At 69.9% G+C, this 18,706-nt stretch carries 14 protein-coding genes and 1 pseudogene; 5 read left to right on the forward strand and 10 right to left on the reverse strand.

Annotation, left to right across the window (positions count from 1 at the left end):
- The first annotated feature begins 187 nt into the window (after positions 1 to 187).
- Positions 188 to 3,967: a multifunctional oxoglutarate decarboxylase/oxoglutarate dehydrogenase thiamine pyrophosphate-binding subunit/dihydrolipoyllysine-residue succinyltransferase subunit gene (locus tag ABLG96_RS16170; protein WP_353648362.1), complete on the forward strand. Its 3,780-nt coding sequence runs from the start codon at positions 188 to 190 to the stop codon at positions 3,965 to 3,967.
- Positions 3,968 to 4,023: 56 nt separating this feature from the next.
- Here the strand turns inward: ABLG96_RS16170 and hutI are convergent, their stop codons facing one another.
- The 5 genes from hutI to hutH all read right to left on the reverse strand — a co-directional run bounded on the left by hutI (position 4,024) and on the right by hutH (position 11,354).
- A complete protein-coding gene (gene hutI / locus ABLG96_RS16175) occupies positions 4,024 to 5,154 on the reverse strand; it encodes an imidazolonepropionase (RefSeq protein WP_353651550.1) in 1,131 nt (376 codons plus the stop codon).
- A gap of 225 nt (positions 5,155 to 5,379) precedes the next feature.
- Positions 5,380 to 6,762, reverse strand: coding sequence for a formimidoylglutamate deiminase (locus ABLG96_RS16180; protein ID WP_353648363.1), 1,383 nt, complete (start codon positions 6,760 to 6,762; stop codon positions 5,380 to 5,382).
- A complete protein-coding gene (locus tag ABLG96_RS16185) occupies positions 6,759 to 7,991 on the reverse strand; it encodes an allantoate amidohydrolase (RefSeq protein ID WP_353648364.1) in 1,233 nt (410 codons plus the stop codon). The genes ABLG96_RS16180 and ABLG96_RS16185 overlap by 4 nt, the downstream gene beginning before the upstream one ends.
- A 4-nt stretch (positions 7,992 to 7,995) precedes the next feature.
- On the reverse strand, positions 7,996 to 9,687 hold the full coding sequence (locus tag ABLG96_RS16190; protein ID WP_353651551.1) for a urocanate hydratase: 1,692 nt from the start codon (positions 9,685 to 9,687) through the stop codon (positions 7,996 to 7,998).
- Positions 9,688 to 9,719: 32 nt separating this feature from the next.
- Positions 9,720 to 11,354: a histidine ammonia-lyase gene (hutH, locus tag ABLG96_RS16195; protein ID WP_353648365.1), complete on the reverse strand. Its 1,635-nt coding sequence runs from the start codon at positions 11,352 to 11,354 to the stop codon at positions 9,720 to 9,722.
- 72 nt (positions 11,355 to 11,426) lie between these two features.
- On the opposite strand from hutH, the gene ABLG96_RS16200 reads away from it, so the two are divergent.
- Positions 11,427 to 12,422: an IclR family transcriptional regulator gene (locus ABLG96_RS16200; RefSeq protein WP_353648366.1), complete on the forward strand. Its 996-nt coding sequence runs from the start codon at positions 11,427 to 11,429 to the stop codon at positions 12,420 to 12,422.
- A 63-nt stretch (positions 12,423 to 12,485) separates the two neighbouring features.
- Here the strand turns inward: ABLG96_RS16200 and ABLG96_RS16205 are convergent, their stop codons facing one another.
- The 3 genes and pseudogenes from ABLG96_RS16205 to ABLG96_RS16215 all read right to left on the reverse strand — a co-directional run bounded on the left by ABLG96_RS16205 (position 12,486) and on the right by ABLG96_RS16215 (position 14,136).
- On the reverse strand, positions 12,486 to 12,950 hold the full coding sequence (locus ABLG96_RS16205) for a MarR family winged helix-turn-helix transcriptional regulator (RefSeq protein WP_353651552.1): 465 nt from the start codon (positions 12,948 to 12,950) through the stop codon (positions 12,486 to 12,488).
- A 6-nt stretch (positions 12,951 to 12,956) separates the two neighbouring features.
- A pseudogene (locus ABLG96_RS16210) lies at positions 12,957 to 13,544 on the reverse strand (histidine phosphatase family protein); the annotation flags it as partial.
- A 109-nt stretch (positions 13,545 to 13,653) separates the two neighbouring features.
- Positions 13,654 to 14,136 (reverse strand): hypothetical protein, encoded by a 483-nt coding sequence (locus ABLG96_RS16215; RefSeq protein ID WP_353648367.1) that lies wholly within the window; start codon positions 14,134 to 14,136, stop codon positions 13,654 to 13,656.
- 97 nt (positions 14,137 to 14,233) lie between these two features.
- Between ABLG96_RS16215 and ABLG96_RS16220 the strand changes: the two genes are divergently transcribed.
- Positions 14,234 to 15,166 (forward strand): diacylglycerol kinase family protein, encoded by a 933-nt coding sequence (locus tag ABLG96_RS16220; protein WP_353648368.1) that lies wholly within the window; start codon positions 14,234 to 14,236, stop codon positions 15,164 to 15,166.
- 342 nt (positions 15,167 to 15,508) lie between these two features.
- The gene (locus ABLG96_RS16225; protein ID WP_353648369.1) at positions 15,509 to 15,760 is read left to right on the forward strand and encodes a WhiB family transcriptional regulator; all 252 of its coding nucleotides are present in this window, start codon (positions 15,509 to 15,511) and stop codon (positions 15,758 to 15,760) included.
- A 267-nt stretch (positions 15,761 to 16,027) separates the two neighbouring features.
- On the opposite strand, the gene ABLG96_RS16230 is transcribed toward ABLG96_RS16225, so the two are convergent.
- Together ABLG96_RS16230 and ABLG96_RS16235 are read right to left on the reverse strand one after the other, a co-directional pair.
- Positions 16,028 to 17,533, reverse strand: coding sequence for a histidine kinase N-terminal domain-containing protein (locus tag ABLG96_RS16230; protein ID WP_353648370.1), 1,506 nt, complete (start codon positions 17,531 to 17,533; stop codon positions 16,028 to 16,030).
- A gap of 16 nt (positions 17,534 to 17,549) precedes the next feature.
- Positions 17,550 to 17,765, reverse strand: a complete 216-nt coding sequence (locus ABLG96_RS16235) for a biotin/lipoyl-binding carrier protein (RefSeq protein ID WP_353651553.1) — start codon at positions 17,763 to 17,765, stop codon at positions 17,550 to 17,552.
- A gap of 280 nt (positions 17,766 to 18,045) precedes the next feature.
- On the opposite strand from ABLG96_RS16235, the gene ABLG96_RS16240 reads away from it, so the two are divergent.
- Entirely contained in the window at positions 18,046 to 18,705 is a 660-nt protein-coding gene (locus ABLG96_RS16240) for a Pr6Pr family membrane protein (RefSeq protein ID WP_353648371.1), read from the forward strand.
- Position 18,706 lies beyond the last annotated feature (1 nt).

Consider the following 18,706-nt stretch of genomic DNA (forward strand, 5'->3'; position numbering starts at 1 on the left):
CTCACGGCCGATCTCATCCGCGCTCATCCGCATCCGCGAGAAGCACGTGCGAACCGGACGGGGGATGCCCAACGGGATGACGATCAGCGCTAACCTGGGAAGCACCGGGTGCGCGAGTGCGCGTACCCCCCGAGCGCGCCCAGCCGCGGCCACAGAACGAGAGTCAGAGAGCAGGCGAAGAGCGACCGTGTCCTCACCGTCGTCGTCCACCATCCCCGAGTTCGGTCCCAACGACTGGTTCGTCGAGGAGAAGTACCAGCAGTACCGCGCCGATCCGCAGAGTGTCGATGCGACCTGGCGCGAGTACTTCGCCGGACTGGGCGCCGGGGGTGACGATGCCGCAGGTGATGGAACCAGCACGACGACCGCACCGGCTCCCGCCGCTGCCGCTCCTGCCGCTGCCGCTCCCGCCGCTGCCGCTGCTGCTCCCCCGCCGCCGCCCCCGCCACCGTCCCGTCCGGCAGCTGCGAAGCCGGCCGCCACCACTCCGGCAGCCGCACCCGCGAAGCCGGCAGCGGACAAACCCGCCACCCAGCCCGCGCCGGCGAAGGCAGCACCCGCCAAGGTCACCGCCACGCCGGACGACATGAAGAAGGACGTCGCCCCGGAGCAGGACGCCGACACCGTCGGGCCGCTCCGCGGAGCCGCGGCAGCGGTCGTCCGCAACATGACTTCGTCGCTGGAGATCCCCACCGCGACCAGCGTCCGCGCCGTCCCGGCGAAGCTGATCGGTGACAACCGGATCGTCATCAACAACTTCCTCAAGCGCAATCGCGCCGGGAAGATCTCCTTCACCCACCTCATCGGGTACGCCCTGGTCCGAGCGCTCGCCGACTACCCGAACATGAACCGGCACTTCGCCGAGACCGACGGCAAGCCGACAGTCGTCACGCCGGCCCAGGTGAACCTCGGCCTGGCCATCGACCTGCCCGGCAAGAACGGTCAGCGCTCGCTCGTCGTGGTGCCGATCAAGGGTGCAGGGACGATGAGCTTCCAGCAGTTCTGGGCCGCCTACGAGAGCGTGGTCCGCAAGGCCCGCAAGGGTGAGCTGACCGCTGCCGACTACCAGGGCACCACGCTCTCGCTGACCAACCCCGGCGGGATCGGCACCGTGCACTCGGTGCCCCGGCTGATGCAGGGCCAGGGCACCATCATCGGCGTCGGCGCGATGGAGTACCCGGCGGAGTTCGCCGGCGCCAGCGAGCGCACCCTTGCCGAGCTGGGCATCTCCAAGATCATGACGCTCACCTCGACCTACGACCACCGGATCATCCAGGGGGCCGAATCGGGCGAGTTCCTCAAGCGGCTGCACGGACTGCTGCTGGGTGAGGACAACTTCTACGACGATGTGTTCGCGTCGCTGCGGATCCCGTACGAGCCGGTGCGCTGGGTCCAGGACATCGGCGCCGGTGCCGGCGGTGAGCTCGACAAGACCGCGCGCGTGTTGGAGCTGATCGACGCCTACCGCACCCGCGGCCACCTGATGGCGGACACCGATCCGCTCAACTACCGGCAACGCAAGCACCCCGACCTCGACGTGCTCAGCCACGGACTCACACTGTGGGACCTGGAGCGTGAGTTCTCCGTCGGCGGGTTCAACGGCAAGCAGTTCATGAAGCTGCGCAACGTGTTGGGCGTGCTCCGCGATGCCTACTGCCGGACGGTCGGCGTCGAGTACATGCACATCCAGGACCCGATGCAGCGCAAGTGGGTGCAGCAGCGGGTGGAATCACCGCGCCCGGTGCCCGACCTCGAGCACCAGAAGTACATCCTCGGCCGGCTCAACGCGGCCGAGGCGTTCGAGACCTTCCTGCAGACCAAGTACATCGGTCAGAAGCGCTTCTCCCTCGAGGGCGGCGAGACCGTCATCGCGATGCTCGACGCGATCCTGAACAAGGGCACCGAGAACGGTATCGAGGAGATCGTCATCGGGATGGCGCACCGAGGTCGGCTGAACGTGCTGGCCAACATCGTCGGCAAGCCCTACGCCAAGGTGTTCCGCGAGTTCGAGGGCAACCTCGACCCCGGTCAGGCGCACGGTTCGGGCGACGTCAAGTACCACCTGGGCGCCGAGGGCAAGTACACCCGCCCGTTCGGTGACGGGGGCGTCAAGGTCACGCTGGTCGCAAACCCCAGTCACCTCGAGGTCGTCGACCCGGTGCTCGAGGGTGTCGTCCGCGCCAAGCAGGATCTGCTGGACCGCGGCGAGAACGGCTTCACCGTGATGCCGGTGGCGATCCACGGCGATGCCGCATTCGCCGGCCAGGGTGTGGTCGCCGAGACGCTGAACCTCTCGCTGCTGCGCGGCTACCGCACCGGCGGCACCGTGCACGTGATCATCAACAACCAGGTCGGATTCACCACCGCTCCCGAGCAGTCCCGCTCCAGCGAGTACTGCACCGATGTCGCCAAGATGATCCAGGCACCGATCTTCCACGTGAACGGCGACGACCCGGAAGCCGCCGTCTGGGCCGCCGAACTCGCGGTCGAGTACCGGGAGCAGTTCCGCCAGGACGTCGTGATCGACCTGATCTGCTACCGCCGACGCGGTCACAACGAGGGCGACGACCCTTCGATGACGAACCCGCTGATGTACCAGATCATCGACGGCAAGCGCTCAGTCAGGAAGACCTACACCGAGGCGCTCATCGACCGCGGCGACATGTCGGAGGCGGACGCCGAGGAGGCCCTGCGCGACTACCACCAGCAGCTCGAGCGGGTCTTCAACGAGGTCCGGGAGATGGAGAAGACGCAGGCCGTTGCCTCCCCGACCATCGAGGAGGAGCAGCCGATCCCGCGGAAGGTCGAGACGGCCATCTCGCCGGAGATGCTGCGCACGATCGCCGACGCCCACCTGGGTTATCCGGACACGTTCACCCCGCACCCTCGGGTGAAGACCGTGTTGGACCGCCGGGTCGAGATGTCCCGGCAGGGCGACATCGACTGGGCCTTCGGCGAACTGCTCGCCTACGGCTCCATCGCGATGAACGGCCGCCGGGTCCGATTGTCCGGTCAGGATTCCCGGCGCGGCACCTTCGTGCAACGTCACTCGTACCTCATCGACCGCAACACCGGCGCCGAATGGGTTCCGCTGCAACACCTCTCTGACGACCAGGGCAAGTTCCAGGTGTACGACTCGGCGCTCACCGAGTACGCGGCGCTGGGCTTCGAGTACGGCTACTCGGTCATCAACCGCGATGCACTGGTGATGTGGGAGGCGCAGTTCGGCGACTTCGTCAACGGCGCCCAGTCGATCATCGACGAATACCTCTCCTCCGGAGAAGCCAAGTGGGGCCAGCAGTCCGGCGTGGTGTTGATGCTGCCGCACGGTCACGAAGGCCAGGGTCCCGACCACACCTCGGGCCGGATCGAGCGCTTCCTGCAGCTGTGCGCAGAGGGGTCGATGACGGTCGCCGTCCCGTCCACCCCCGCGAACTACTTCCACCTGCTGCGCCGTCACGTGCTGGACGGGGTGCACCGGCCGATGGTCGTCTTCACCCCGAAGTCCATGCTGCGCAACAAGGCTGCGGTGTCGCAGGTCTCCGACTTCACCGAGGGCAAGTTCGAGTCGGTGCTCCCCGACACCACTGCCGAACCCGGCAAGGTCCGCCGCATCCTGCTCACCTCCGGCAAGCTGTACTACGAGCTGGACGCCTACCGGAAGAAGCAGGAGATCACCGACACGGCGGTCATCCGGCTGGAGCAGATCTATCCGGTCCCGCGGCGCAAGCTGTCGCACATCCTGAGCGCCTATCCGGACGTCACCGACATCCGGTGGGTCCAGGAGGAGCCGGCGAACCAGGGGTCCTGGACCTTCCTGGCGTTGGCGTTGCCGGAGATGCTGCCCGACCAGCTGGCCAGGGTGCGCCGGGTTTCGCGTCGCTCGATGGCCGCGCCGTCCGCCGGATCGACCCGGGTGCACGAGGTGGAACAGGCCGCAGTGATCACCGCGGCGTTCGCCGACTGAGAACGCCGATCTCGCCATGTCCCGACGAGCTCGGTGTCGGGCGTCAGCAGACCTGCTCAGACCACTCGTACGCCGCTGCGCCACACCGCGGACGTGAGGGGTACCCCGACCCGATAGGCGAGGTACTCGGGCCCCGGTGCGTCGATGACGTGCAGATCTGCTCGCCTGCCCACAGCGATCATCCCGACATCGGTGCGTCCCAACGCTTTCGCGCCGCCGAGGGTGGCCGCAGCCACCGCCTCGCCGACCGACAGGCCGCACTGCAGCACCCCGAGAGCCACCGCCAGTGCCATCGACGACGAGTACCCGGATCCCGGGTTGCAGTTGGAGGCGATGGCGATCTGCACGCCTGCATCGACCAGGTCCCGACCCCGCGCTGCGGGTTGGCGGGTCGACAGGTCGGTGATCGGCAACAGGGTGGCGATCGTCGAACCGGAGGCCAGCGCATCGATGTCGGCCTGCTGCAGATGCGTGCAGTGGTCGACGGAGATGGCCCGAGCGCTGACCGCCAACTGGACGCCGGAGCCAGTGCCCAGCTGGTTGCCGTGGACCTTGGTCCGCAGCTGGTGCCGTTCGGCGGCGGCCAGTACCCGGCGTGCCTGGGAATCGTTGAACGCACCGTCTTCACAGAAGACATCGACGAACTGGACCTGATCGGCCACCGCGTCGAGCATCGGCCCACAGACCAGGTCCACGTAATCGTCCGTCTCGCCGGTGAACTCATCGGGCACCGCGTGGGCGCCGAGGAACGTCACTGCATCGACGCCGGCGAGGACGGCCGCCTGGACGCTACGCACTTCGTCCGGCTGGGTGAGCCCGTAACCCGTCTTCGTCTCGACACAGGTCGTGCCGCCCCTGGCCATCTCCGCCAGGTGTCGTCGGATCCCGTCCACCAGATCCTCGGTGGACGCCGCCCGCGTCGCCCTGGCAGTGTCCATGATCCCGCCGGCGGTGTACTGCTCACCCGCCATTCGGGCGACGAACTCGCTGCTGCGGTCGCCGGCGAAGACCAGGTGGGTGTGCGAATCGACCCAACCGGGTAGCACCGACCGTCCGCCCAGGTCGATGGCATCGTCAGCGGCAGGGGCATCGTCCGCTGCGCCCACCCAGACGATCCGGCCCTGCTCCATGATCACCGCAGCATCCTGCAAGGTCGCCATCGGTCCGGCCGCCATCTGGTCGTCCATGGTCGCGAGCGAGGAGATGTTGTGCAGCAGCAGCGACCCGTCCGGCTCCCACTCCGAGCCCCGGGAGATGTCGCTGCTGTCGCTCATGGGTGGCGTCCTCGCTGTCGGGAACTGCTGTGGGGTGAACTGCTCGGAGGAGCAGTCCGGTGGAGCGGACCGGTGGGCTGGTGCGCCGCCCGCGCCATCAGGATCCCATCCACCGGCGACGGCAGCACCACCATTCGTTCACTTCCCGCCCAGCACCGTGGCCAATCGCGGTCCGGGGTCGCCCAGGGCCGTGTGCACACCGTCCCGAGCGAGTATCCGACCGCCGACCAGCACCTGGACCACATCGGCGGCGGTCGCCGCCATCAGCAGTTGATGGAGCTCGGACCCTGCTGTCCGCGCGGAGTCGGTCCGGACGCAGACCAGATCGGCAGGGTGTCCGACGGCGATGACACCCGCGCCGCTGCCGATGCTGCGGTGTGAGTGCACGGTGGCGGCCGTCAGCAGATCACCCGGATCGACGGTGCCGCGACGTCCCGTTCGGAGCCGCTCGCCCCACTCGATGCCCCGCGCCTGGTGGAACGGATCGACGAGCACCTGCTGATCTCCGCCGCACGCCATCGGGACACCCGCCGTCACCAGGTCGGCGATCCGCGGGAGGCCGTCGGCCAGATCGGCCTCGGTGCTCGGGCAGATCACCACCGTGGTTCCCGATCCGCCCAGCAGTGCGAGGTCGGCGTCGTCCAGATGGGTGGCGTGTACGGCGCTGGTCGCGGGACCGAGCAACCCGGCAGCCGCCAGCAGTCCGGTGGGCGTGAGCCCGGTCGCCGCCAGCGCGTCCGCGTTCTCCTGCAACTGCTCCGACAGGTGCACGTGCAGCAGTCGCCCGGGATCCAGCTCGCCGAGCACCCCAGCAAGCTCGGCGAGTCGGGCGGGCGGCACGGCCCGCACCGAGTGCACCGCAGCGCCGATGCGGACGCCGTCCTTTTCGCCGAGGTCGGCGACCCGCTCGGCCCAGGCACCGACACTACCGTCGGAGAAACGCTGCTGGACGGCGCTCAGTGGGGCGGCCGCCGACCCCGGCCGGTCGAAACCCGTTGCCAGGTACAGTGTGTCGAGCAGGGTGAGCCGGATACCGACGTCCCGCGCCGCGGCGATCAGCGCGAGCCCCATCGCGTTCGGGTTCTGATAGGGACGGCCGGACCGGTCGTGGTGCAGGTAGTGGAACTCCCCCACCGCTGTGTAGCCCGCGGACAGCAACTCGCTGAACCCGGCAACCGCCAGCTCGTACAGCCCGTCCGGCTCCAGCCGACCTGCCAACGCGTACATCGCCTCCCGCCAGGTCCAGAACGACCCGGAGCCGTCCGCAGCGGGTCGGTGGGTGCGCCCGCGCAGGCCCCGGTGGAACAGGTGACTGTGGGCATCGGCGAAGCCTGGCAGGACGAGCCCCGGGAGGATCTGTGCCGGTGCTGCCGGTGCAGGGCCCGTCGGGGCCCCGGGCAGCACCAGATCGATGGCGGTGATGACGCCTGCGCGGACGGTCAGCTCGACCGGACCGCTGGGACCGTCCGGCAACCAGGCGCTCGTGCACCGCAGGATCGTCGGCTCGTCCCCGGAGCTCATCGCAGCAGATCCTGCAGGACGTCCGCCAGTGCCTGCACACCTTCCAGACAGTCCGCTGTCTCGGCGTGCTCGTCCGGAGCGTGCGAGACACCGGACCTGTTGCGCACGAACAACATCGACGAGGGCACATGGGCGGACAGCACGCCGGCGTCGTGGCCGGCGCCGGTGGCGATCACCGGTGCGGACAACAGTTCGGCGGAGCGGGCGATCAACCCGGCATCGAAATCGACGTCCGGCGACAGCGACTCCCGGTGCACCACCAGGGAGCAGCCCTCCAGCTCGGCCTCGGTCCGGACGTCGGCGATGATCTCGTCGACCAGCGCAGCAGTGGAGCGCACCGAGCCGAACCGGGCGTCCAGCCAGACGTCGACGGACGAGGCGATCACGTTGGTACCACCCGGTTTCGGCACGATCCGGCCGACGGTCGCGACCGCTCCGGGGTACCGGGTCAGGGCGCGACGGGCCGCCAGCACGGTGGCGGCCGCGGGGATCATCGGGTCGCGCCGCTCATCGACGAGCGTGGTGCCGGCGTGGTTGCCCTGGCCGGTGAGGCTGAGCCGCCAACGACCGTGCGCGACGATCCCGGCGCCCACCCCGACGACTGCGTCCGGCGCCTGCGCGGCCAGCAGACGGCCCTGTTCGACGTGCAGTTCGACGAACGCTCCGATGCCCGCCAGCCGGTCGGGATCGGCACCCAGGTGAGTGGGGTCGATCCCGCTGCGGCGCACCGCATCCACCAGCGGGACGCCGGCCTGGTCCTTGAGCCGACGCACCTGATCCGGGTCGGCGGCGCCGGTGAGCAACCTGCTGCCCAGGCACGGCAGACCGAACCGGCCGCCCTCCTCCTCGACGAAACACACAACCGCAACGGGTCTCGCGGGGACGACGCCGCGCACCCGGAGCTCGTCGACGGCGAGCAGTGACGAGAGGACCCCGAGCGGACCGTCGAATGCCCCGCCGCCGGGCACGGAGTCCAGGTGCGAGCCGGTGACGAGCGCGTCCGGCCCACTCCCCCACCACGCCCACAGGTTGCCGTTGCGGTCGGTCTCGACGTCCAACCCACGGCGCTCCGCCTGGTGGACGAACCACTCCCGCAGCACCAGATCGGCATCGTCGAACCCGTGCCGCGAGTAGCCGCCCCGGTGCCGGTCACGCCCGATCCCGGCGAGATCCGCCTGCAGGGCGGTGAACCGTCCGGCCGCCTCCGCACGGTGTCCGCGGCTGTTCATCGGGTCAGGCCCCGGTCTCGGTGTCGGCAGGACTGTTCATCGGCACCTGCAGGCCGGTGGCCTCCGCGGCTGCGTCCGCCAGCGGATAGCCCGCATCGACGTGCCGCAGCACGCCCATCGCCGGGTCGTTGGTCAGCACCCGTTCCAGCTTCTGTGCGGCCAGCGCGGTGCCGTCGGCCAGGCAGACCTGGCCCGCGTGGATGGACCGACCGATCCCGACGCCGCCGCCGTGGTGGATCGACACCCAACTGGCCCCCGAGGCGGTGTTGATGAGCGCGTTCAGCAGCGGCCAGTCGGCGATCGCGTCGCTGCCGTCGGCCATCGACTCGGTCTCCCGGTACGGCGAGGCGACGGATCCGCTGTCCAGGTGGTCGCGGCCGATCACCACCGGCGCGCTGAGCTCACCGGAGGCAACCATCTCGTTGAACCGGAGCCCCGCCAGATGACGCTCGCCGGCGCCGAGCCAGCAGATCCGTGCGGGCAGTCCCTGGAACGCGATCTTCTCGGGCGCCAGCCGCATCCAGCGCTGCAGCGACTCGTTCTCCGGGAACATCTCCTTCACCGCGCGGTCGGTGGCGTGGATGTCGGCCGGGTCACCCGACAGCGCCACCCAGCGGAACGGCCCCTTCCCGGCGCAGAACAACGGCCGGATGTAGGCGGGAACGAATCCCGGGAAGTCGAAGGCCCGCTCGTAGCCCGCCAGCTGCGCCTCGCCGCGGATCGAGTTGCCGTAGTCGAAGACCTCCGCGCCGGCATCGGCGAAGCCGACCATCGCCTCGACGTGCCGGGCCATCGACTCCCTGGCGCGGTCGGTGAACTCCTCGGGCTTCGCCGCCGCATACGCATGCCAGTCCTGCAGTTCGACGCCGATCGGCAGGTAGGCCAGCGGGTCGTGGGCGCTGGTCTGGTCGGTGACGATGTCGATCGGCACCCCCCGGCGCAACAGCTCCGGAACGAGCTCTGCGGCATTGCCGATCACCCCGACCGACAGCGCACGGCGATCGTTCTTCGCCGCGACCGCGAGCTCGACGCCGTGATCGAGCGAGTCGGCGACGACGTCGAGGTAGCGGGTGTCGACCCGGCGCCCGGCCCGCACCGGGTCGCAGTCGATGGCCAGCACGGCGCCACCGTTGAGCGTCACGGCGAGCGGCTGCGCACCGCCCATGCCGCCCAGACCCGCTGTGAGAGTGAGGGTTCCGGCCAACGTGCCGGAAGCCTTGCCGGCAGCCGTGAATTTCGCGGCGATGGCGGAGAAAGTCTCGTAGGTGCCCTGGACGATGCCCTGACTGCCGATGTAGATCCATGAACCGGCCGTCATCTGGCCGTACATGGTCAGGCCCTGCTGCTCCAGTTTGCGGAACTCCGGCCAGTTCGCCCAGTCCGGCACGAGGTTGGAGTTCGCGATCAGCACCCGCGGCGCCCACTCGTGGGTCCGCAGGATTCCGACCGGTCGACCCGACTGCACGAGCAGCGTCTCGTCGTCGGTCATGTCGACCAGCGAGCGGGAGATCGCGTCGAAGCTGCGCCAGTCCCGGGCAGCCCGACCGGTACCGCCGTAGACGACGAGGTTGTCCGGATCCTCGGCAACCTCGGGATCGAGGTTGTTCTGCAGCATCCGCAGCGGCGCCTCGGTCGCCCACGACCGGGCCGTGAGCGTGCTCCCACGGTGAGCGCGGACCGGACGGGCGCCCGGCAGCGCGCCGCTGGATGCCGGGGTGCTGGTGGTGGTCATCGGTTCTCCTGGCTGGGTTGCTGGGTCGGTGCGGTGGTGGGCGGCTGGGCGGTCTCGACCGGTGCCTCCAGCGACGGGAGCTGCGCACCTGCACGATGCGCGGCGGCGGTGATGCGGCCGGCGTCCAGCAGGGCGATGACCGCGTCGATCTCGGCGGCGAGGTGCCGATCGGGGCCGGGCCCTGCGACCACGGTGCGCACCTCGTCCCGAACCGCACCGGTGACGTCGCCCGCGACCAGCGGCGCGCGCAGGTCCAGAGCCCTGGCAGCAGTGAGGATCTCGATCGCCAGCACGCGCCGGAAGCCGTCGATCCCGCGGCGCAGCTTGCGGGCCGCATGCCAACCGAGCGAGACGTGGTCCTCCTGCATCGCCGAGCTGGGGATCGAGTCGACGGAGGCGGGAACAGCCAACCGCTTGAGCTCCGCGACGATCCCTGCCTGGGTGTACTGGGCGATCATGTGGCCGGAGTCGACGCCGACCTCGTAGGCCAGGAACGGCGGAAGTCCCTGGGAGCGTGCGCGATCCAGCATCCGGTCGGTCCGTCGCTCGCTGATCGAGGAGACGTCGGCGACCGGGATCGCCAGGAAGTCCAGGACCGCGGCCACCGCGGCGCCGTGGAAGTTGCCGTTGGAGGCGATCCGGCCGTCGGGCAGTACCACCGGATTGTCGATGGCGGAGGCGAGTTCTCGGTCGGCGATCAGGGTGGCGTGGGCCGCGGTGTCGCGTCCACTGCCGTGCACCGCGGGCGCACAGCGCAGGGAGTAGGCATCCTGAACCCGGCCGTCCTCCGGTCCGGCATGGGAGGCGACGATGGGTGAGCCCGCGAGCGCTCCGCGGATGACGGCGGCCGAGACGCCCTGGCCGAGCTGGGGCCGGAGCGCCTGCAGTTCGGCAGCGAACACCGCATCGGTACCCAGCAGGGCCTCGACGCTCATCGCGGCCGCGAGATCCGCTGTGTCCCAGAGCATCGCGAGATCTGTCAGCGCCATGCAGAGCATCCCCAGCATGCCGTCGGTGCCGTTGATGAGAGCCAGACCCTCCTTCTCCGCCAGCACCACAGGTGTGAGCCCGGCGGCGTCGAGCGCCTCGGCCGCGGATCGGAGCTCGCCGGCGGCGTCGTGCACCTGTCCCTCGCCGATCAAGCACAGGGCGACCGCGGACAGCGGCGCGAGATCCCCCGAGCAGCCCAACGATCCGTACTCGGGGACGATGGGGGTGATGCCGGCGTTCAGCAGGCCGGCCAGCAGGGCGGCGGTCGCCGGCCGGATCCCGGTCCGACCGGTGGCCAGCGTCGAGAGCCGCAGCACCATCATGGCGCGCACGACCTCACGCTCGACCGGCGCCCCACTGCCCGCAGCATGCGAGCGGATCAGCGACAGCTGCAGGTCGGCCCGTCGTTCGCGGCCGATGTGGGTGGTTGCGAGTGCACCGAACCCGGTCGAGATGCCGTAGTGCGGATGCGGGTCCTCGGCGAGCGCATCGATGTGCGCCCTGGTGGCCGCCATCGCCCGTTCCGCAGCGGGGTCGATCAGCACTTCTCGGTCGTGGCGCGCCACGACCGTGACCTCGGCGATGGTCAGCGGACCGGTGCCGACGGTCACCGCGGGCGCTGTGTTCGCGGGGGGAGTCATGTCCCCATTGCAGTCCTTCCGGACCACTCGCGCGAGTGGTTCGACATGGCATCTGTCCGGTATACCGGACAGATGGAACGTGACCCGCTCCCGCCCGACCGACAGGCCGCCCGACGACCCGCGGTCCCCGCGTTGCGCCGCGGGCTGCAAGCGCTGCAGTTCCTGGCGTCCAGGGCCACCCCGGTCTCGGCCACCGCTGTGGCCCGCGAGCTCGGGATCGCCAGATCCTCCGCCTACGAGCTGTTGTCCGAACTCGCCGCTGCCGGATTCGTGAGCCATCTCGGCGAGGCCAGGCGATGGGGGCTGGGCGTCGCAGCGTTCGAGATCGGGTCGGCCTATCTGCGCGGTCAACCGCTGGAGCTGCTCGGCACCCCCGTCGTCCGGCGTCTCGCCCACACCTCGGCGCAGCCGGCTGTTGCCGGGTCCCCGCGAGGTCGCGGCGGCTCCGGGGACGGTGGTGTCGAGGGCGGGGTCACCGCGCACCTCGGTGTGCTGCACGGAGCGCAGATGCTCTACCTGGTGAAGGAGCGCTCCGGCGGCCACGGTCCGACGCTGGTGACGGACGTCGGGGTCCGCCTGCCGGCCGCCCTCACCGCCACCGGCCTGTCGCTGCTGGCCGGGTTGCCGGCGCAGCAGGTCCGCGCCCTGTTCCCGGATCGCGACGCCTTCGTCGACCGGACCGGTCGCGGACCACGGACTCTGCCCGAGCTACGGACCGAGCTGGCCGCTGTGGGGCAACGCGGCTGGGCCGTCGAAGACGGCCGGGTGAGTGCCGGAACTGCCTCGGTGGCAGCGGCCGCCGTCGATCACGAGGGCCGGCCACTGGCGGCGGTCGGCCTGACCGTCCGCCATCTCTGCGTCACCGACAGCTGCGACGGGCTGGCCGCGGTGCAGCCGTACGTCGCCGACGTGCTGGACGCTGCTGCCCGCTTGACGGCAGCGATCGGCGGCCGCGGTCGATCGGTCCGGCTGGGCCGGACCCCGCAGGCTCGCTCTGCGCAGGCTCGCTCTGTGCAGGCTCGGCCTCCCCAGGCTCGGTCTCCCCGGGCTCAGTCGTCCACGCCGTAGCTCAGCCGCTCACGCCGTCGCTCAGTCGTCATCGCCGGAGGCTCAGTCGTCATCGCCGGAGGCTCAGTCGTCGCCGTACGCGGTGGGCCGGGTGACGAACCGATGGAAGAGCCGGGCGAACTCGGCAGCCTCCTCGTCGTCGAACCCGAGCAGCAGGATGTCCACCCACTGGTGCCGGATCGTGCGGGCCTTGCGCAGCAAGCGTTTACCGGCGGGGCTCAGGGACACCAGCACCCCACGTCCGTCGAGGGGATCGGGACGGCGGTCGACGAGCCCCAACGTCTCCAGGGACACGACCTGCCGGCTCATCGTCGGTTTGCCGACCTCGAAGCCGGCTGCCAGGTCGGTGATCCGGCACTGCTTGTCCGCCGCCACCTGGACCAGGATCCGATAGGCCGCCAGGGTCAGCTCGGTGCTGGCCTGGTGCGCCAGGCGCGCCTGACCCGACCGGGAGCGCTGTCCGAAGGCGACCACGTCGTTCTCGACCGCTGTCACCAAGGCGTCCCGGGGACCCGCCTGCGACACCACGGTCGGGACGTTGAGCTGCGTCAGCGCCCGGTCGCCGTGGTAGTACCCCAGGATGCTGACGCTCGCGGGATCGACGGACAATGCCGCGCCGGTGGCGATCGGCGCGCCGATCCACCGCGCGGCCATGGCCCTGGAGAAGTGCCCGTGGCCGATCAGCACCACATCCCCGCCGCCCGCTTCGACGCCCAGTTCGAGCGCACGCGCGATCACCGCATCGGCGCGGACGGACACCTCCCGGACGCTCTCCCCGCCGGGCGCCCCGTCGGCGAAGATCGACCAGCCCGGCCGGGTCTGGTGGATCTCGGCGGAGGTGATCCCCTCATAGTCCCCGTAGGACCATTCGGCCAACTGCGGCACCACCTGGTCCACCACCAGTCCGGCCAGCTCGGCCGTCCGACGGGCTCGCAGTCGGGGTGAACTCAGCACGCACACCGGTGCCACGCCCAGTCGACCGAGGGTGCCGCCTACGGCGACCGCCTGCCGCACCCCGCGTTCGGTGAGGTCGATGTCGGTGACGGAGGTGTGCTGTCCCGAGGCACTCCACTCGGTCTCCCCGTGTCGTAGCAGCACCAGACGAACGGTGGGCTGGGTCATCGATCGGCCTCCAGGGGCATGCGGTCGCGGCGGGGGTCTCCTTCCCCCTCAGCGTCCGGTGCCGTCGAGAAGTTCCCCGATGCAACGATCGGGGACCGGGCGTGCCGGTTCACCGACGCCGACCACCCCGAGGAGTGCCGGTGGCGTTCGGTGGTGTCGGATCCGGTGCATCCGGCCCGAAGAGCGCCGGGAACCGGGCCATCCAGACGGTCGCCGACGGGCTGAGCAGCAGGTAACCCACGAGCACGGCGATCAGTGCGAGCGCGATCCCCCACCCGAGGTGTTCGCCGGGGATCGCCAGCCACCCGCCGATGGCTCCGGCGAGGATCTGGATGACGATCGCGGGCGTTCGCCCCCACCGCCGACCGCGCAGCAGCGCGACCCCGACCGCGGCCAGGAACAATGCCAGCGCCAGGAAGTAGGCCACCTGGGCGAGAGCCGGCCCGGTGTGACCGGCGCGGATCCCCGACAGCCCGGCGAGCACACCGAACACGGTGACGCCGAGGCCCTCGACCAGCACGGCCGCAGCAGCGAGCCGCACCGGGGGCGGCGGCGGGAAGGACAGCGGGGGTGGATCGACCGGCTGGGACACCTGTTCAGGGTATCGCTGCGACTCATCAGGGGTTCGGGCTGTGACGTCCGTCGGGACGGGTCGAGTGCGCACTACTGCTGGGTAGGGTCGACGGGCCATGCGCGCCGTCCTCATCGTCAATCCGCACGCCACCGCCACCACCCCGCGGCGGCGCGATCTGTTGACGCATGCTTTTGCCGGGCAGATGGAGGTGCAGGTCGAGCAGACCGGCGCCCGCGGTCACGGCGCAGATCTCGCGGCACAGGCAGCAGCCGACGACGTCGAGCTGGTCATCGTGCACGGCGGAGACGGCACCGTCAACGAAGTGGTCAACGGCTTGCTCGCGGACGGGCTGCGACCCGACCTGCCCCTGCTGGCCGTCGTCCCGGGCGGGTCGACCAATGTCTTCGCGCGGGCGATCGGGATGGATCCGGACCCGACCGCCGCGACCGAACAGATCCTGGAGAGCCTGCAGAGTGCCAGGGAGCCGCGGATCGTGTCGCTCGGCCGCGCAGGTCGCCGGTACTTCACCTTCAACGCCGGGATCGGGATGGACGCCGAGGTGGTCCGCAGGGTCGAGGAGGAGCGCAGCGCCGGCCGGAGGATCTCCAACGCACTTCACGTCCGTCATGCCGTGGCCGCCTATCGCGCCACCGAGACCGGCACCGGACCATTGACCGTCACGCTGCCCGGCAGCGAGCCGCTGCCCGGTTGCCAGCTCGCATTCATCTCCAACGTCGACCCGTGGACCTACCTCGGGTCACGACCCATCCGGACCAATCCGACCACCTCACCGGACGGGGGTCTGGGAGTCTTCGTGGCCAGATCGCTGCGGCTGCCGACGGTGGCCAGGACCATCGCCCAACTCGTCAGGTCCCGGCCCGGTCGGGGTCCGCACGGCCGCGGCCTGCTCACCGCTGACGACGTGGCGTGGGTTCGGGTGACCGCTACGGAGGGGCCGGTCGGGGTGCAGGCCGACGGTGACTACCTCGGCAGGTTCGACGAGGTCGAGTTCACCTCGGTACCAGCAGCGCTGCGAGTGGTGGTCTGAGCGTCGGGCTCGCACGGTCGGGTGGGCCCGCTGCACGACCCTTGGGCCTAGCACGGCGAAGAAAACACCCTGAGTGAGTTACGTAACCTGCGCGTCACTTGCTCTTGACATCGCCGTGATGCGTGGAAGCATTCAAGTTGCGCCACAAACGAGCACATACGGCCAGAATGACCGATCGCACCATCACCGATCCCTCAACGACGCGGGTTTGGCTCGACAGCTGACGAGGACGACACCGGTCCGAGTGAAGACTGCCGAGCTCGTCTGCAGCGCCCCCGTCGAACAATCAGTATCAACCACCACACACGTGCCCGGGATCGGGCTGATGAAGGAGTGCCACAGATGGACTGGCGTCACCGCGCAATCTGCCGCGACGAAGACCCCGAGTTGTTCTTCCCGATCGGGAACTCGGGCCCTGCGCTGCTGCAGATCGCAGAAGCCAAGGCCGTGTGTGAACGGTGCCCCGTGATGAGCGACTGTCTGACCTGGGCGATCGAGTCCGGCCAGGATGCGGGCGTCTGGGGCGGCATGTCCGAGGACGAGCGCCGCGCTCTCAAGCGTCGCCGCGCCAGGGCACGCGCCCGCAGCCACTGAGCTGCCGCACACCACAGCATCGCGAACCGCCCCCGGCCCGGCCGGGGGCGGTTCTGCGTCGTCGGCCACGGTGAGGGTGGTCGAGGATGCCCGTGGCGGAGCGGCACTCGTGGATCCGAACATCGGGATCTCGACTCACTGCGTTCGCTCGAGCACCGTGGGGGTTCTGCCTCGTCGGCACGGTGACGGTGGTCGAGCATTGAGGGCAGTCGTGCCCAGCGCGAGCGCCGCCGACGAAGGAGTGGTCGAGACCCCGTCACGAATCACTCAGCCGCGGCGGCGCAGCGGCACCGAGATCCGGGCGACCGAACCGGGGCCGTCCTCGCGGTTGCGCATCACCAGCGAGCCGCCGAGCTCGGCCGAGACCAACGTCTTGACGATCTGCAGACCGAGGCCCGTGCTCGCATCGAGCCGGAAGCCCTCCGGCAGGCCGACCCCGTCGTCGATCACGTCGACCTGCAGCTCCCGGGCCGTGCGCTCCACCTTCACCACCACCTTGTTGCCGCTGCCGCCCTGCGGATAGGCGTGCTGCAGCGCATTCTGGACCACCTCGGCGAGCACCATCACCAGCGGCGTCGCCCGATCGGCGGCGAGCACCCCGAAGCTGCCCACCCGCTGGATCCTGGCTGGGCTCTCCGCGGCGGCGACCTCGGACAACGTGGGCACGAGCCGGTCGATGATCTGGTCGAGGTCGAGCCGGTCGTCGGGTGCTGTCGACAGTGTCTCGTGCACGAGCGCGATCGAGGCCACCCGGCGGACGGACTCGTTGAGCGCGTGCCGGACCGACTCCTCCTTCGACCGTCTGGCCTGCAGCCGCAGCAACGCCGCCACCGTCTGCAGGTTGTTCTTGACCCGGTGGTGGATCTCCCGGATGGTCGCGTCCTTGCTGATGAGCGCCCGGTCCCGCCGACGTACCTCGGTGACGTCCCGGACCAGCAGCAGTGCACCTGCCGGCACTCCGGCGATCAGCAACGGGATGGCGCGGAACAGCACGGTCGCACCCTTGGCCTCGATCTCCATCCGCAGGCTCGGTCGTCCGTGTACGGCGCCGACGATCCTGGCGGCCAGCTCGGAGGCGTCGAACGGATCGGGCACCAGGCTCCGGGTGAGCGCGGCGACCTGGGTGTGCGCGAGGTCGCCGGCGAAGCCGAGGCGGTGGTAGGCGGACAGCGCATTGGGGCTCACGTACTCGACCGAACCGTCGGGGTCGAGGCGGAGCAGGCCGTCACCGGCGCGGGGACCGGTGTGCATCTCGCCGGGCTGGTCGGGCCACGGGAAGGTGCCGTCTGCCACCATCCCGAGCAGCGACTGGGACGCATCCCGGTAGGCCGTCTCCAGGGCACTCGGCCCGTCCGCCGGGTGATCGGCGGAATCGTGCACCAGCACCGCCACCGCGGCGTCCTGGTAGGGCACCGCCAGGCAGGTGCGCTGCACCTCGCCGTCGGCGCCGGTGTCGATCGGGCCGGAGGACGTGACACCCAGCACTGCCTGGTGGAAGACCCTGGCGTCCGGTCCGTCGATCCTGCGGGCCACCAGATCGTCCGGGTGCACGGTGCCCACCGTCGTCGGGCGGACCTGCGCCACGCAGACCAGAGTGTCGCCGTGATGCCCCGCACCCCGGTTGTCCGGGGCGTCGGTCGGCACCCACAACGTCAGGTCGGCGAAGGACAGGTCGGAGATCAACTGCCATTCGGACACCAGCTGCTGCAGGTGCGCAACAGCGCCCCCGGTCAGCGAGGTGTGCTCGGCCAGCAGGTCGGAGAGGGTCGACATCAGCGGCCGGGGTCGATCAACCGATCTCGGCGATCAGGTCGCCCTCCTGGACGACCTGGCCCTCGGCGACGGCGATCTTCGTCACGGTGCCGTCGACCTCGGCGATCACCGGGATCTCCATCTTCATCGATTCCAGGATGACCAACGTGTCGCCGTCCGCGACCTGATCGCCCTCGGCGACGAGGACCTTCCAGACGTTGGCGACCATCTCGGCAAGGACCTGCTCGGCCATCGCGATCTCCTCGGGGTTGGTCCGGAGCAGCTGCGGGAGCCGGCCGGGAAGTCTGCGGAACTGCTCTGCCATCCAACCACGCAGCGATGCTCGTTTCGGCCCTGGCCCGTCCTCCGTGGCAGGATGGATCGACCGGCCCGCAGGGCTACCACTCCAGTGAAGAGAGGCGCGAGGCGATGAGCAAGCGCGGACGTAAGAGGAAAGCACGCAGGAAGGGTGGCGCGAACCACGGCAAGCGCCCCAACGCCTGATCAGCTTCTCCGATCGAGCAGTTCGAGACGTGCAGAGCGGCATCAGCGGCAGTTCCCGCGACCACGCGGGACCGCTGGTGCTGATCAGTACCTGGCGGCTGGTACTGGCCGCCACTGCGCTCACCGGGTTCGCCGCGGCACTGACCGGCGACTTCGAACGCGGGTTCATCCCGTTCAACCTGAACTACTTCTCGCAGCTCGGTGCGCTGGCCGTCGGGCTCACCGCACTCGGCGGGCTGCTGTCACCGCTGTGGAACGACGGCCGGATCGAAGGCGCCCGCGGTTTCCTGCGGGGTGCGTCCACCACCTGGTCGGTGCTGATCATGATCGTCTTCGCGACCCTGTTGCACGGCAGCTACTCGTCGTTGAGCTCGAAGCTCGAGCATCTGGTGGTGCCTGTCCTGGCGGCGATCGACTGGATCGTCGTCGGCCGCAACAGCTCTCGCCTGCAGTGGTGGTGGCCGCTGGTGTGGCTGGCCGGACCGGTGGTCTATCTGCCGTTCTACATCGCGGCGACGCACCAACGGGGTCGGCCGCTGTACGTCTTCCTGGATCCTGACAACGGAGACTTCTGGATCGTCGCCGCCGGGGTGCTCCTCGGCTTTGCCGTCCTCGGCTACCTGTTCTGGGCCATCGGCCGACTCAGGGGGCGCATGGTCTCGTCCCGTACGGGCCCGCACCCCGGCTGAC

This window comes from Nakamurella sp. A5-74 (genome assembly GCF_040438885.1).
Classification (GTDB): Bacteria; Actinomycetota; Actinomycetes; order Mycobacteriales; family Nakamurellaceae; genus Nakamurella.

Excerpts from the sequence above, each read along its gene's own strand:
- ABLG96_RS16220 (WP_353648368.1), top strand. The coding sequence starts at position 14,234 with ATGCGCGCCGTCCTCATCGTCAATCCGCACGCCACCGCCACCACCCCG.
- ABLG96_RS16235 (WP_353651553.1), bottom strand. The coding sequence starts at position 17,765 with ATGGCCGAGCAGGTCCTTGCCGAGATGGTCGCCAACGTCTGGAAGGTC.
- ABLG96_RS16200 (WP_353648366.1), top strand. The coding sequence starts at position 11,427 with ATGGAACGTGACCCGCTCCCGCCCGACCGACAGGCCGCCCGACGACCC.
- ABLG96_RS16230 (WP_353648370.1), bottom strand. The coding sequence starts at position 17,533 with ATGTCGACCCTCTCCGACCTGCTGGCCGAGCACACCTCGCTGACCGGG.
- hutI (WP_353651550.1), bottom strand. The coding sequence starts at position 5,154 with ATGGACGACCAGATGGCGGCCGGACCGATGGCGACCTTGCAGGATGCT.
- ABLG96_RS16180 (WP_353648363.1), bottom strand. The coding sequence starts at position 6,762 with ATGAGCTCCGGGGACGAGCCGACGATCCTGCGGTGCACGAGCGCCTGG.
- hutH (WP_353648365.1), bottom strand. The coding sequence starts at position 11,354 with ATGACTCCCCCCGCGAACACAGCGCCCGCGGTGACCGTCGGCACCGGT.
- ABLG96_RS16225 (WP_353648369.1), top strand. The coding sequence starts at position 15,509 with ATGGACTGGCGTCACCGCGCAATCTGCCGCGACGAAGACCCCGAGTTG.
- ABLG96_RS16185 (WP_353648364.1), bottom strand. The coding sequence starts at position 7,991 with ATGAACAGCCGCGGACACCGTGCGGAGGCGGCCGGACGGTTCACCGCC.